The 13623-nt window shown below is 68.9% G+C and carries 13 protein-coding genes; 2 read left to right on the top strand and 11 right to left on the bottom strand.

What is annotated here, in order from left to right:
- Positions 1-20 precede the first annotated feature (20 nt).
- From ACFXHE_RS06560 to ACFXHE_RS06535, 6 genes are all read right to left on the bottom strand, one after another.
- Positions 21-659, bottom strand: a complete 639-nt coding sequence (locus ACFXHE_RS06560) for a maleylpyruvate isomerase family mycothiol-dependent enzyme (protein ID WP_379380543.1) — start codon at positions 657-659, stop codon at positions 21-23.
- A gap of 181 nt (positions 660-840) precedes the next feature.
- Positions 841-1572, bottom strand: coding sequence for an alpha/beta fold hydrolase (locus ACFXHE_RS06555; protein WP_379380541.1), 732 nt, complete (start codon positions 1570-1572; stop codon positions 841-843).
- A gap of 10 nt (positions 1573-1582) precedes the next feature.
- Entirely contained in the window at positions 1583-3049 is a 1467-nt protein-coding gene (locus tag ACFXHE_RS06550) for a UbiD family decarboxylase (protein ID WP_379380539.1), read from the bottom strand.
- The gene (locus ACFXHE_RS06545; protein WP_379380538.1) at positions 3046-3645 is read right to left on the bottom strand and encodes a UbiX family flavin prenyltransferase; all 600 of its coding nucleotides are present in this window, start codon (positions 3643-3645) and stop codon (positions 3046-3048) included. Before ACFXHE_RS06545 ends, ACFXHE_RS06550 begins: the two co-directional genes overlap by 4 nt.
- On the bottom strand, positions 3630-4946 hold the full coding sequence (locus tag ACFXHE_RS06540; protein ID WP_379380536.1) for a M20 family metallopeptidase: 1317 nt from the start codon (positions 4944-4946) through the stop codon (positions 3630-3632). Before ACFXHE_RS06540 ends, ACFXHE_RS06545 begins: the two co-directional genes overlap by 16 nt.
- Complete coding sequence (locus ACFXHE_RS06535) at positions 4943-6682, bottom strand: amidohydrolase (RefSeq protein WP_379380534.1); 1740 nt, start codon at positions 6680-6682, stop codon at positions 4943-4945. The genes ACFXHE_RS06540 and ACFXHE_RS06535 overlap by 4 nt, the downstream gene beginning before the upstream one ends.
- A 106-nt stretch (positions 6683-6788) precedes the next feature.
- Here ACFXHE_RS06535 and ACFXHE_RS06530 point away from each other — a divergent pair, with 106 nt between their 5' ends.
- On the top strand, positions 6789-7376 hold the full coding sequence (locus tag ACFXHE_RS06530) for a TetR/AcrR family transcriptional regulator (RefSeq protein ID WP_379380532.1): 588 nt from the start codon (positions 6789-6791) through the stop codon (positions 7374-7376).
- Between the two features lie 397 nt (positions 7377-7773).
- Here the strand turns inward: ACFXHE_RS06530 and ACFXHE_RS06525 are convergent, their stop codons facing one another.
- The 3 genes from ACFXHE_RS06525 to ACFXHE_RS06515 all read right to left on the bottom strand — a co-directional run bounded on the left by ACFXHE_RS06525 (position 7774) and on the right by ACFXHE_RS06515 (position 11446).
- Entirely contained in the window at positions 7774-9003 is a 1230-nt protein-coding gene (locus ACFXHE_RS06525) for a cytochrome P450 (protein ID WP_379380531.1), read from the bottom strand.
- A gap of 11 nt (positions 9004-9014) precedes the next feature.
- Positions 9015-10244 (bottom strand): cytochrome P450, encoded by a 1230-nt coding sequence (locus tag ACFXHE_RS06520; RefSeq protein WP_379380529.1) that lies wholly within the window; start codon positions 10242-10244, stop codon positions 9015-9017.
- A 143-nt stretch (positions 10245-10387) separates the two neighbouring features.
- The gene (locus ACFXHE_RS06515; protein WP_379380527.1) at positions 10388-11446 is read right to left on the bottom strand and encodes a polyprenyl synthetase family protein; all 1059 of its coding nucleotides are present in this window, start codon (positions 11444-11446) and stop codon (positions 10388-10390) included.
- A gap of 316 nt (positions 11447-11762) precedes the next feature.
- On the opposite strand from ACFXHE_RS06515, the gene ACFXHE_RS06510 reads away from it, so the two are divergent.
- Positions 11763-12386 (top strand): carbonic anhydrase, encoded by a 624-nt coding sequence (locus ACFXHE_RS06510; RefSeq protein WP_364609999.1) that lies wholly within the window; start codon positions 11763-11765, stop codon positions 12384-12386.
- Between the two features lie 70 nt (positions 12387-12456).
- On the opposite strand, the gene ACFXHE_RS06505 is transcribed toward ACFXHE_RS06510, so the two are convergent.
- Together ACFXHE_RS06505 and ACFXHE_RS06500 are read right to left on the bottom strand one after the other, a co-directional pair.
- Positions 12457-13242 carry a hypothetical protein gene (locus ACFXHE_RS06505; protein ID WP_379380525.1) on the bottom strand — a complete coding sequence of 262 codons (786 nt, stop codon included), beginning with the start codon at positions 13240-13242 and terminating at the stop codon, positions 12457-12459.
- Positions 13243-13332: 90 nt separating this feature from the next.
- Positions 13333-13518, bottom strand: coding sequence for a hypothetical protein (locus ACFXHE_RS06500; protein WP_379380523.1), 186 nt, complete (start codon positions 13516-13518; stop codon positions 13333-13335).
- Positions 13519-13623 lie beyond the last annotated feature (105 nt).

Raw genomic sequence — 13623 nt, 5'->3', positions numbered from 1 at the left:
TGGCGAAGTTCGAGACAGTCTCAGAGACGACTGCGCAACGTCGCCACGCCGGGTCCGGTGAGGTCGTCGCAATAGGCGGCTCGCCCCGCCATCGCCATGGTCAAGGCGATGGTCGTTCCGCTGACCAGAGGGCCGCTTCCGATGGCGAAGGGTCCGTCGGTCGCTTCGAGCCGCAGATCTTCGATAGCGCTGCGGCTGCGGACGGTGAAGTCCCGGCTGGCGAAGAACCGGGCGACCTCGGTGACGGCCTCGATCGACGGCTCGCGCGGCAGTTCCAGCGGACGGCGGATGTCCTGGCCGTGGACGACCACCTCGCCCAGCCAGGCAGCCGTATGGCCGAACGGCGCGGTGGTGCTGGGGATGATCGCCCGGAACCGGTCCAATGTCTCCGCGGGAGTCGCGCCGCGATGCTCGGCCAGCCGCCGGGCATTGTGTTTCTCGAAGTCGAAGCGGGCCCCGAAAGCGCTGACCAGCCACCGGATTCGGCCGGTACTCGCCGCCGCGGTGAGGTGGGCGACGACCTCTTCCACCGTCCACTCTCCGCACAGCGACCGCACCGCCCACTGCCGATCGGTCAGATCGGCAAGATCATCGGCCAGCGCCGCACGTTCGGCGTGAGCCATGGCCCACAACTCGTCACGAGAAATAGCGTTCGACACTCGAAATAACCTCCCGGCTCAGCGCAGCCTGCCGGTGAGAGCTCGGCGATGGCCCGGCCATCGACCCGTCACCTCACAGCGGCATGGCTGCGGTTCGTTGTTCCTCCCTACTGACCGCGCCACTCGCCCAAACTCATCGGCCCACGCCATCGCCGAACGCGCATCGCAAGATGTCGCCGGGCTATCCCACGCGATTCGCGAAGTTCAGCAGGTGTGCGGCCAGCGCGCCGGGAGCGGACAGGAATGGGGAGTGTCCGGTGGGCAGCGAGACCGTGTCGGTGATGCCGTCACGCCGGTAGAGGGTCTGCTGGACCTCGGCGGGGAGGAGCACGTCCTCCGAGGTGATCACTCCCAATCGTGGGAGGGCCAGGTATCGGTCGGTGGTGTGGTCGATGCGGCTGGTGATGGTCGCGGTCGGCTCGGGGGTGAGCAGCCGGAGCGCGAGGGCGATATCGATTGCGTCGCAGTCACTGTAGAAGTATCGCGTGGCCGCCTCGTGCGCGATGTCGAAGGTCTCGGCGTCCGTGTCGGCCGAGATGTGCGGACCCAGCGTCACCAGGATGTCCGCCAGGGCCGGATCGGTGGCGAGGGACTGCCCGCCCGCGACCACGTCGGCGGCGACGTAGGCGACCCCCGCGATCCGGTCCGAATACCGTTCCGCGGCCGCCTTCACCGTGACGCCGCCCATCGAGTGACCGACCAGAATCGCCTTGTCCGCCAGCGAATTCAGGACCGATCCCACGCGGTCGAGATAGGCGGCACCGGTCAATCCCTTGGCCGGGGTGCGGTCCCTGCCGTGGCCGGGCAGGTCGGGTGTCACGACCGTGTGCCCGCGGGATTCGAGCAGCGGCACGATCTTGTACCAGCACCACGCGCCATGGCTCCCACCGTGAATCAGCACGAATGTACTCATGTCGAAGCCCTCAGTTCTTTCCGCGGACGTCGATCGGGGTCAGGTTCCAGGCGGCGACGCGGTGCTCGATCCGGCGTTTGAGGTCTTCCGGATAGCTGGTCGCGAAGTCGCTTCGCAACGGAATGTCCTGTGGTGCAAGGTCGATCGGCCAGGTGCAGTCGAGCAGGACGTTCGCGCCGTCGGCCCCGAGGGCGCGGTGCGGGCCCGGCGGCAGGTAGGGCTGCAAGGGGGCGTTGTAGAAGCCGGGGTAGACGTGAATGTCCCGTGCCGGATGGCATTTGGCCACGATGGCGTGCAGGACGGCATCGGTGTCCATGGGGTCGACATCGGTGTTCACCACGATGACGTAGGGCGTGAGTTTGCTACCGGCCGCGTCGGACCAGATCGTGGCGGCGATGCGCTGCGGGAGTCCCGCGATCGGGGTGTCGGTCGAGACGACGACGGCCATCCCATTACCGGCCCGGGGTACCCCGACCTTGTCGATGGGCAGTCTGGCCTGCAGCAGGGCGCGTTTGAAGTTCGCCGCCATCTGGATCTGCGGGAACACCATGTCCATCGGGATGCCCATGCTGCACGTCGGCAGGATCGCCCGGTGCCGATAGGTGACGGCGGTGACCCGCACGACCGGGGCCGGGGCCGGATCGGAGACCAGGTAGCCCGGGTATTCGGCGAACGGCCCCTCGGGCAGGACGTCACCCGGGGACACCGTGCCCTCGACCACGATCTCGGCATCGGCGGGGACGGTGAGATCGACGGTCTTGCACCGCACGAGTTCGACCGGGCGGCCGCGCATTCCGCCCGCGATGTCGACCTCCGAGACTCCGGGCGGCGCGCCCGGACCGCCCAGGATCGTGTAGAGCGGGTCACCGCCGAAGAACATGGCGTACGGCATGGGCCGGTCCTCGCGGTGGTAGGCGGCCATGATGCGGCCGCCGTGGTTGATCTGCGGATGCAGGGTGATGCCGAGCGCCCGGGGCCCGTGGATCATGCCGCGGTAGATGCCCCAGTTGGTCCAGTCGCTGTCGGGGTCCTTGGTGACGCTGACGCCGAAGGTGCCCAGATACCGGCCGCCGTCACCGGGGTGGCCGTGGATGGCGGGCAGTCCGGTGAGGTCCGCGTCGTCGCCGAGCAGCACGTTCTGCTGGCACTCCCCCTCCGCGACGACGACGGGTTCGGCGGTGCGGCCGAATCGTTCGCGATAGCAGTCGATGATGTCGTGCACATCGGTGTCGGCGGGCAGGCCGAGCGCGATCGCGACACCCGGGAAGGTCGCGAACATGTTGGCCGCCAAGCGCATTCCCGGAATCGAATCCTTGATGCGGCTGTAGATCGGTCCGGGCAGCCCGGATTCGAGGAGGTGGCGGTTGATCGCGCCGGCCTCGAGGTACGGGTCGACGGGCTCGTCGATGCCATGCATCAGCCCAGCGACGGTGAGGGTGTCCAGAAATGCTCGGAAATCGGTGCGGGCGTGGTTCATCGGTCCTCTTCGGGAGTGTGCCAGCGGGCGAAAAGGTGGTGGTCGATGCCGAATTGGTCGAGGATCTTGCCGGCGGTCTGCCGGAGCAGGTCGTCGATGGTCCGGGGCCGGTGATAGAAGGCCGGCACCGGCGGCAGCACCGTCGCCCCGGCAAGGGTGACGGTCTCCATGTTCCGGATGTGGATCAGGTTGAGCGGTGTCTCGCGCACCGCGAGCACCAGGGGCCGGCGTTCCTTGAGGGTGACGTCGGCCGCCCGGGCCAGCAGGTTGTCGCCGTGCCCGGTGGCCACGGCCGCGAGCGTGCGCGCCGAACACGGCACCACGGCCATGCCCAGGGTCCGGAAAGACCCCGAGGAGATGGCGGCGGCCAGGTCGGCGGGATGGTGGACGACATCCGCCAGTGCTGCCACCTCCTCGACGCTCGAACCGGTTTCGAGCCGGATGCAGCGCCGCGCCCCGTGTGAGATGACCAGATGCGTTTCCACCGCCCGGGATTCGGCGAGCGCGCGCAGCAGGGTGATGCCCAGCTGCGGCGCGCTCGACCCCGAGATGCCGACGACCAGGCGGGGCTTGGGTGCGTTCAATCCGTCCCGCACCAGTCGATCGCAGCTATCGCGTATGTCTTTGCGGCACAGACCAGTTCATCGATCGCACACCGCTCGTCCACCGCGTGCGCCATGACCAGTGGGCCCGGCCCCAGTCCGACGGCCGGGATGCCGGCGGCGGTGAACCAGGTCAGATCGGTGGCCGACGGGAACGGCCGCACCTCGGGCACACCCGCGAAGGCGGCGTCGAGCGTCGCCCGTTCACGAGCCGCGCACACCGTCCGGGTGAACGGATGATCCCCGTCGGTGCGCCCGCCCGGATAGTGCATGGGCCAATCGATGCGCGGCGGGTTGGCGCGCAGCCACGGGTCCTGCTGCGCGATGCCGGTGATCGTCTGCACGATCTCCGACTGGATCTCCGCCACCGGTGCCGCAGGCGGATAGAAGATCGCGTAGTCGAGGGTGGTCTCGTCGGGAATGAACGCGACATTGCGACTGCCGCGCGCGCCACCGTCGATCACATCGAGACCGATGGTGAACTGGCCCTTGTCGAACAGCGGATCGACCCGGCTCACCACCCACTCGTCCTCCAATCGGCGCAACCCGTCGTGGATGCGCAGGGCCGCGTCGATCGCGCTGGCGGCAACGGGGTCGCCGGGATGCCCGGCCCGCATCTGGGACCGCATCGACGCGTGCGCCGAACGCCCGGTGACCGTGATGCGCATGACCAGCACGCCGGGAGTCGCGGGCATGACGGTCAGCGGGACGCGGGCGCCGGTGGGCTCGGCGATGATCGCCGCGTCCGCGGTGAAGCCGCGCTCGAGGACCGCGGAGGTCCCCATGTGGTGTTCGAGATTCTCCTCGCCCGCCACGCCCTGCAGGATCAGATCGCCGCGCAGTCGCACCCCGGCCTGCCGTAATGCCATGGCGGCGAAGGCCTGTGCGATCAGTCCGCCCTTCATGTCCACCGAGCCCCGGCCCCACACGTGGGTGTCGTCGACGAAGGCGGTGAACGGATCGTGCGTCCACTGCGCGGTGTCATCGGCGGGCACGACATCGACATGACCGTTGAAGATCAGCGACCGCCCGCCACCACAACCCCGCAGCACCCCGACGACATTGTCGCGGCCCGGCGCCTTGCCGAACAGCTCGGTCTCCGCCCCGGCCTGCCGGTACAGCCCGGCCAGCAACCCGGAGACCTCCGACTCGCCGCCGACCAGGTCCTCGTAGTCCTGGTCCGGATAGGTGGGGTTCACACTGCGGATGGCGATGGCGTCGGCGAGCTCAGCCACCAATTCGTCACGCAGGCCGTCGATCCGAGCGAGCACACGATCCATTGCCTGGGCGTTCACGCGCGCACCTCCTGAGTCTCGGCGGCTGCGGCGAGATCGCCGCTGTCGTGGACGACCGTGCCGCCCAGATAGGTGCGCAGCACCTTGGTGTCCCGCAGGTCGTCGATCGGGCATGTCACCGGATCGCGGTCCACGATCACCACATCGGCGTGGTTTCCCGGTGCGAGCGAACCGATTCCGGGCCAGCCGAGCACCTTCGCCGCGCCCGTGGTCCACATGTGCAGCGCGTCGGCGCGGGACACCTTCTGGTCGGGGCCGTCATTGCGGTGGTCGCTGCCGGCGAACCGGTGTGTGTGCGCGAGTTCGATCTGCTCCCACGGGTTCTTCGGTCCCCAATCCGATCCGCCCGCCAGGTCCAGGCCGCATTCGGTGAGTCGGTGCAGCGGTTCCAGATCGCGCCAGACGTGCTCACCCATGCGCTGGCCGTACATCGTGCCCTTCCCCCACGCGAAGCCCGCACTGGTGGTGACCTGAAAACCGAGGTCGGCGTAGCGGCGGGCCTGCCGCCGCGTGATCGTCATGGCGTGCTGCAGAATCCAGCGCCGGTCGCGGAAATCGTGTTCGCGCACCACGCGTTCGGCGATGTCGAGGAAGTCGTCGTGCTCACGGTAGGCGCCGAGGCACAGGTTCGCGCGAATGTCGTTGGCGGCGCAGAACCTGACGAATGCCTCCTCCTTCTCCAGCGACACGAAGCGCACACCGCGCGTGGGACGGCCGAACGGGTCGGAGTAGGTCTCGTAGGTGGCGAAGTAGCCCGAGAAGCAGGGGCCGCCGGGACTCAGGGTGAGGCCGTCGACGCGCAGCAGATCGTCGTCGAGATCCGAGGCCAGCTCGGCGAGGTGGCGCAGCCGGTCGTCGAACTCGGCGCCGGTCAGCGGATCGAACGGGTAGAAGATGACCGACTCGGCATCCAGCGTCGCCTGGACGCGCAGGGTCAGGGCATCGGTGGCACGCAGATGCCGGTACAGCGCAAGGTGTTCCGGTTCCATGGCGTGACCCTCGTACACGCTGGTCACCCCCTGCGCCGAGTAACGGGCCATTTCGGCCGTCGTCCCGGCGACCGCGTTCGCCATGTCCGGCGGTGGCAGTTTGGTGAGGATCTGACCCCAGAAGGGGTCGTAGGTGTAATAGTTCGTCACGGGTCCACGCAGGATTCCGGTCAGGTCGCCGGAGTCGTTCTTCTCGATCTCGACATCACAGACCCGGTCCGGGATGAACGCGGTGAGCCCGACGGCACGCAGCCCGGCGGTGTTGAACGCCACCACATTCGGCATGCGGGGCGCCCAGGCCTGGATGAGCACCGGATGCGCGTCGGTCGCGGTGTCGAGGGTCCACCGATCGGGCAGGCGTCGCTCGAGCAGATCGCGCTCGGAACGGCGGATGAAGTAGTGCGGCTCGCCCACCGGCGTGCACATGATCCACTGCCCCGGCGGCGTGTCCGCGGCCTTGGCCCGGATCCGCGCCACGATATCGGCATGATCGACCGCGTCGGTCAGATCCACCAGCCCGCCCGCCAGCATCCCGAAGTGCATGACGTGCGGGTGGGTGTCGATGAGTCCGGGCAGCATCACGCCGTCGCCGGCTTCGACGTGCCGGGCGTCCGGTCCGGCCGCCGCCCGCATGGTGTCGCGGTCGCCCACTGCCAGAACGCGTCCTCCGGACAGCACGAGTGCCTCGGCCTCCGGGGTGTTCGGATCGAGCGTGCGTACCCGCCCGGTGATGATCGTGTTGGTCATAGCCGTCCTCCGCTGCCAACCGTTGTGTCTACTGCGCACACCTTACCTCGAGTTTTCTCCATTTGGAGAAGTTTCGTGAATCGAGGTCGACGGTACGATGACCTCCATGACGACGTCCGTGCGCGAGCCGCGGATGGCCCGGGGGGCCGCCCGCCGCGAGGCCCTGCTGGAGGCCGCGATCCGACTACTGGCCCGTGAAGGCGCCCGCGCGGTGACCCACCGCGCCGTCGCCGCGGAGGCGGGAACCACCCACGGCAACGCCCGCTACTACTTCGGCACGCTCGACCAACTGCTCGACGAAGCCCTGCGCCAACTGGCCGCCCGGCAGATCGACGAGGTCCGCGCCCTGTTCGATGGCTTACCCGATGTGGATGTCCCCCAACGAATTTCACGCCTCGTCGACTATGTGACCGGAACCCTGGCCGGCGACCGTGATGCCGCCGTCGCCCGCTACGAGTTCTTCCTGGAAGTCGCCCGCCGCCCCACCCTCCGGGCCAGCCTCGACGAATGGGGAGCCACCCAGCGCGCCGCCTTCGCCGGCGAACTCCGCGGCGCCGGAGCCGCCGACCCCGAATCCGCCGCCGCCGATCTCCTCACCCTCGTCAACGGCCTGATCCTCGAGCAACTCGCTCTGCCCGACGACGATTTCGAATCCGCCCGCCTCCGACCGGCCATCGCCCGCTTCTTCCCCTGAGGCCGTTGCCGCGGCATCTGACATCGGCGCGGGTCATCGCCCTCGACGTCTCCGACAAAAAGCTGAAGTTCGCGAAATCCGTTGGGGCACAGGAGGCGGTGTTGTCGAACGACCGGGCGGCCGAGAACGTCCCCAAGATCACCGGCAACGCCGGGGAGCCTGGTGCTGGATTTCGTCGGCTACCAGCCGACCGTCGACACCGCGATGGCGGGAGCGACGGAAAGTCTACGGCGCGAGTCGGATTCGGTATCAGGATCGGTCTCGCGCACGAGGGTGTCCTCGAGATCGCGACCGAGCGCTTCGGTCTCGACAAAGGCCCGGAAGCGTATCGGCGGCCGGCGGCGGCACGATGCACGGCCGCGCCGTCATCGTGCCCTGATACCGCCGCCTGCGCGGGCTACCGGTCGGCGGTGAGATGGACGGGCAGCGAGGCGTGTCCGTTGGAGATGAAGCTGGGCAGTGCGGGGAGTTCATTCTCCGGGACGGCCAGGCGCAGGTCCGGGAAGCGGTGGAAGAGCTGCGGGAGTGCGATATTCGCCTCCAAGCGGGCCAGGGGCGCGCCGAGGCAGTGGTGGACGCCGTGACCGAAAGCCATGTGGCTCTTGTTCTCCCGGGTGAGGTCGAATTCGGTGGCGGTGTGGCCGTGTACCTTCACGTCGCGGCCGGGGGCGGCGTAGCAGACGATGATGGGGTCGCCCTTGGCGATGTGGACGTCCTCGTAGTCGATGTCCTCGACGGCGAACCGCAGCGGGGCGTGCACGACCGCAGTCTCGAAACGCAGTGACTCCTCGACCAGTTCGGGCCAGGCGACCTCCCCGGCGCGCAGCGCCTTCAGCTGATCGGGGTGCCCGAGGGCGGCGGTGATGGCCTGGTCGAGCAGGTTGATGGTGGTCTCGTGGCCCGCGCTGATGACCAGCAGCAGGGTGTCGACCAGTTCCTGTTCGGCCAGTCGCGAACCGTCCTCGTCGTCGCGGGCGGCGATGAGCGCGCTGGTCAGGTCGTCGCCGGGTTCGGCGCGTTTGCGGGCGACGAGTTCGCCGAGCAGATGGTAGAGCTCGAAGTAGTTGGCAGCCGCTTCCTCCGCGCCGAGGGTGGTGTCGAACAGCCCGTCGGCGCAGACCCGCAGGCCGGGCAGCATTACGTCCGGGACACCCATCAATTCGGAGATGACGCGGATGGGCAGCCGGTAGCAGAACGCCTCGCGCAGGTCGACCACCTCACCGGCCGGCAATGCGGCCAGCGTGTCGAGCAGTTCCGCGGTGATGGCCTCGATCTGCGGCTGCAGGGCGGCGCTGCGGCGCGCGGTGAAGGCGGGCGCGACGAGCTTGCGCAGTCGCCGGTGGTCGGCGCCATAGGCGGTGAACATATTGTTCACCGCCACCCACGCGAACAGCGGCCAGTCGGGCTGCACCTCACCGTTGATGAACGCGGGCCAGTGCTGACGCGCGTCCTTGGACACGCGGGCGTCGGTGAGCAGCAGTTCGAGCAGGCGGGTATCGGTGACCGACCACGCGCGCACCCCACCGGGCAGCTCCACCAGGGTGGCGGGCCCGCGCTCGCGGAGCCGGACGATCTCGCCCTGGGTGTCGACGCCGGTGGGGTCGAGGGTGATGGGTTCGGCGGTCATCGGTGTTCTCCTCAGTTCACGTGCATGGGCAGGGCCGGCGGGAAAACGACGGGGAGTGCGCTCAGCGCGCGATGGAAAGGCCCTGGCCGCCAGATCAATTCGGCATCGGGGACGGCGAGCCGCAGTTCCGGCAGCGCGTCGAGCAGCTGGTCGATGGCGTCCTGGGCGATGAGGTAGGCCGGTGACCGGGCCGGGCACGCGTGCGGTCCGACGCTCCACGCGAGATGCGCGCGGTTGTCGGTGAATTCGCGCGCGCCGACCGCGGGATCGTTGTTGCAGGCCGCCATGCTCACCACCACCGGCTGATGCGCGGGCAGCCACACGCCGTCGACGAGAATCGGATGCCGCGGATAACTGACGCAGTAGTTGGCGCCGGGCGGGTCGGTGAACAGCACCTCGTCCAGGGCGCCGCGGGTGGACAGGCTGCCGCCCAGCAGGTTTCCCGCGAACCGGGTGTCGGTGAGCATGAGCCGCAGGGTGTTGACGATGAGGTTCTGCTCGGGTTCGATGCCCGCGCCGTAGAGGGTGACGATCTGGTGGATCATCTCCTCGTCGGTGAGCTCCGCCGGGTGCGCGACCAGCCGCGACACGACGTCGTCGCCGGGCTGGGCGCGTTTGAGCACGACCAGCTCCAGCACGGCCGAGGTGATCATCTGGTTCCCGGCCTCGGCGTCGACACCCTCCCAGATCGCCGCCTGGCCGGCCGCGATGCGCTGCCCGATGGCCGGCGGGCAGCCCAGCAGTGCGTTGACCATGTGGAACGCGAGCGGAAACGCGTACTGCGACACCAGATCCGCGCTCCCGTCCGCGCAGAACGCGTTGATCAGCGGTACCGCGACCCGTTCCACTGTGGCGTGCAGGGCGTGCGGATCCACCGCGTCGAGTGCGGCCACATTGACCGTTCGGTACCGCCGATGATCGGATCCACTGCTGCGCAGCGCATTGGGCCGCCATTCGAGCATCGGCATGACCGGGCTGTCCGGCGGCGCGGTGCGCTGCCATACGCGCGGATCGGCGGGAAAATGCTCCGGGTCGTTGAGGATTCGCAGTGCGGTTCGGTACCCGATCACCAGTGTGGCCGGCACGCCCGGCGCCAGCTCCACCGGCGCCAGCGATCCGAATCGCGCCCGCAGCTCACGATAGATACGATGTGGATCCGCCGCGAACTCGGCCGAGTACAGCGGCACGCGTGATTCTCCACCCACGGCCTGTGCCCCATCGGCAACGCCGCCATGCGTCATAGCCAGTCAATTCTCTTGTGCTCCAGCCGATCCCGGGACCGGCCTCGGCCACCGTAACAGAGGAACCGGCCTACGCGACGGCAACGAGTCAGAACGGCGAACTCGCGCTCGGCGCGGGCGGCGAGGTGGCCGCCGGCCGCGCCTCAGCCGATGATCATGTCGGCGGCAGTGCGCAGTCCCGCCGCCGCGAATTCGGGGATCCGGGTGTCGTCGAGTGCGGTCCCGATCAGCATCCGGCGCTGCCCGATCATCCGCTCCACTTCGAAACGTGCTGTGACGGAGAGGATGTCGCGACAGAGCGCGGCGCCGGACTCGTCCAGGCGCGCATTCCCCACGAGCCCGGTCAGGTGGTCGCGGCGCTCGGGGGTGGCATGGCGCAGGGCCAGGGCGAGCAGGACGGTGTGCCTGCCCTCGCGCAGATCCTGCAGGCCGGCGTGGCCGACCGGCTCGACGTCGTGGAAGACGTTGCGCAGCTCGTCCTGCAGCCGCGCGGCCTCGCCCAGCGGGCAGGCGTAGGCGGTCAGCGCCCCCATCACGTCCGCGTCCGCGTCGGCGAGCGCCGCGCCGACGTGCAGGGGCCGCTCCACCATGTCTGCCACGGTGCGATAGCGCAGGATCTCCAGCGCCTGATCCAGATCCGAGGTCGGGCGGCCGCTGGTGACCAGTTCCAGGTAGCGGCCGTAGTTCACCTCGGTGCGCAGGGTGTCGAGCACCGCCGCGGCCGCCGCGCTCTGCGCCGGGGAGAGTCCGGCGCCGTGCAGCAGCTCCTGGGCCCAGCCCAGGCCGCAGTCGCCGAGGACGATGGCGCTGCGCGCGCCGAACCGTTCGGCCGCGTGCCCGTCCCGGACCCGCCGGCTGCGGTCGGCGGCGATGCGATGCACGGTGGGCCGCCCGTCGCGGGTGTCGCGATCGTCGAGGAGGTCGTCGTGGATCAGCGTGGCGGTGTGCAGGAGTTCGACCGCGGCCGCGGTCCGCACCACCGCGTCCGGCAGTTCGATCCCGCCGCCCGCGTACCAGCCGAGGACACAGAACAGGGACCGGATCCGGTTCCCGCGGGCGAACAAGAAGGAGCGGACCGCACCCACCACGTCCGCGGGCAGCCGGCAGGCCGCCGCCGATTCGGCCTTCCGGTCGAGGAATTCGTGCAGGGCGGCATCGATCCGCACGCGAATCGCGCCATGGTCGAGGGGAGAATCGGTCACGGCCGACACCGTCATCACAGTCTCCAATCCCGTGCGCCGAAAACGTCGAACAACTCCGCCGCGTCCGGCCGGGCCGAACGGGACTGAAACCAAAGAGATTGTAATGGATATCACGGAGGTGGGTAAACCGGCACCGCGCCACGCCAGGCGACACACCGATCCCGGCACGTCACGAATCCCTTTGTTGCACAAACCAATAGGCGCACTGATGATCGTCCGACCGCCGAATCCCGCGCGTCATCGGACCAAGCGTCCGGAACACGAACGGACGGGGGTGGGTCGGCACGCCCGATCGCCGACGTGCAGAATCGGACATATGCCTCACTCGAATCCGATCAGCGCCTGGAAATCTCTTCGCGAAGGCAACGAGCGTTTCATGCGGGGCACCCAGGTCCACCCCAGCCAGGGTGCCGGTCACCGCGCCGAGCTGGTCGGCGGCCAGCACCCCACCGCCATCCTGTTCGGCTGCGGCGATTCCCGGGTCGCCGCCGAGATCATCTTCGACCAGGGCCTCGGCGACATGTTCGTGGTCCGCACGGCCGGGCACGTCATCGACAGCTCGGTGCTGGGTTCCATCGAATATGGCGTGCAGGTCCTCAATGTCCCGCTGATCGTGGTGCTCGGCCACGACAGCTGTGGCGCCGTCAAGGCCACCCTCGACGCGCTCGACGGCGGGGCGGTCCCCGGCGGGTTCATCCGCAGCCTCGTCGAACGCGTCACCCCGTCGATCCTGCTCGGCCGCCGCGAGGGCCTGAGCACCGTCGACGAGCTCGAGGCCCGGCACGTGGCCGAGACCAGCCGCGTGCTGATGGAGCGCTCGCAGATCATCTCGCACGCGGTCGACTCCGGCCGCTGCGCCATCGCGGGCGTCACCTATCAGCTCGAGGACGGCCGCGCCCACCTCAACCAGGTCATCGGCAATATCGGCGAACAGCCCTGAAACCTGCCGCGCGCGGATTCGACACCGTGGCAGGTTTCCCGAACCCCCAGCGCTGCAGCCCTTCTCGACGTCACGGGTGCACGCCGACCGCCTGCACCCGATCCTGACGGCGCGCGAGCATCGCTATGAGCACGACCATGGGGACCGCCGCGGCGAGTGTGACCCAGCCGGTACCCAGGTTCAGGCCGTCGCTGCGGTCGGAGGCGAGCCAGTCGGTCACCGAGGCGCCCAGCGGGCGGGTGACCACGTAGGCGGCCCAGAAGGCGAGCACCGGATCGATCCCGCCCCAGCGCCAGGCCACCGCCGGCACCGCGATCGCGACAGCGAACAGCAGTGACGACACCAGGTAGCCCAAATGCAGTGTCGCGGCGGTGAAGTCGCCGGCGACGGTGCCGAGCGCGAAGGTCACCACGACCGTGGTCCAGTAGAAGCCTTCGCGCCGGCGGGTATCGATACTGTGCACGTCCAGGGTGCCCTCGACGCGGTACCAGAGCAGCAGCACGCCCGCGAGCAGGGCCAGGAACAGCACGGTCGAGATGCCCAGCGGAATTCCGACCACGAAATCCACGATGTCGGCGACCATGGTGCCGAAAATGGCCACCATGACCACCGCGGTCCAATAGGTCCAGACGCGGTAGCGGGGTGCGCGGATCTGGGCGGCCAGGCTCACGGTGAAGAGCACCATCGCACCGCCGACCGCCAGCAGCGGCGGCAGGTGCTTGACGAGGAAGTCGGAGAAGGTCTCCCCCATTCCGGTGGAGAGCACCTTGATCACCCAGAACAGCGCGGTGATCTGCGGGACCTTGACGGGCAGCCCGGACCGGGCCGAATCAGGAAGTGTCACACGGTTTGTCACGCCGACACTGTGCCGCCCGGCCGCTGAGAAACCGCTGTGAAGACCACCCTCCCGCCGCGGCCGCGGGCGTCGGCCCGCGGCCCCGAGGGCTTACGCGTGGTAGGGGTGACCGCCCAGCGAGGCGGTGTAGACCGCGACCCGGGAGCGGGCGATGCGCAGGTTGGCACGCTCGGATTCGGTGAGGTGGTGGCGCGCGCGAACCCGCCGCGCGGACTCGCCGAGCACCGACAGGACGGTCAGCGGGGTACGGGTACGCGGAAATGCGATGACGGCCATGAGAGAACTCCTTCGGAGGATCGGCCCGCCACGGAATTCCGAATGCTTCAGGAAGCGCTCAGTGCGCGGCAAGCCGGGAACGACAATGGTTTTCGAACCGGACTG

This window comes from Nocardia sp. NPDC059229 (assembly GCF_042754165.1).
Taxonomy (GTDB): Bacteria; Actinomycetota; Actinomycetes; order Mycobacteriales; family Mycobacteriaceae; genus Nocardia.
This window is presented reverse-complemented; position numbering and strand designations above follow the sequence as displayed.

What these genes read in the sequence shown, in the direction of transcription:
- ACFXHE_RS06555 (WP_379380541.1), bottom strand. Translation starts at nt 1,572, where the DNA reads ATGAGTACATTCGTGCTGATTCACGGTGGGAGCCATGGCGCGTGGTGC.
- ACFXHE_RS06550 (WP_379380539.1), bottom strand. Translation starts at nt 3,049, where the DNA reads ATGAACCACGCCCGCACCGATTTCCGAGCATTTCTGGACACCCTCACC.
- ACFXHE_RS06535 (WP_379380534.1), bottom strand. Translation starts at nt 6,682, where the DNA reads ATGACCAACACGATCATCACCGGGCGGGTACGCACGCTCGATCCGAAC.
- ACFXHE_RS06530 (WP_379380532.1), top strand. Translation starts at nt 6,789, where the DNA reads ATGACGACGTCCGTGCGCGAGCCGCGGATGGCCCGGGGGGCCGCCCGC.
- ACFXHE_RS06525 (WP_379380531.1), bottom strand. Translation starts at nt 9,003, where the DNA reads ATGACCGCCGAACCCATCACCCTCGACCCCACCGGCGTCGACACCCAG.
- ACFXHE_RS06520 (WP_379380529.1), bottom strand. Translation starts at nt 10,244, where the DNA reads ATGACGCATGGCGGCGTTGCCGATGGGGCACAGGCCGTGGGTGGAGAA.
- ACFXHE_RS06510 (WP_364609999.1), top strand. Translation starts at nt 11,763, where the DNA reads ATGCCTCACTCGAATCCGATCAGCGCCTGGAAATCTCTTCGCGAAGGC.
- ACFXHE_RS06500 (WP_379380523.1), bottom strand. Translation starts at nt 13,518, where the DNA reads ATGGCCGTCATCGCATTTCCGCGTACCCGTACCCCGCTGACCGTCCTG.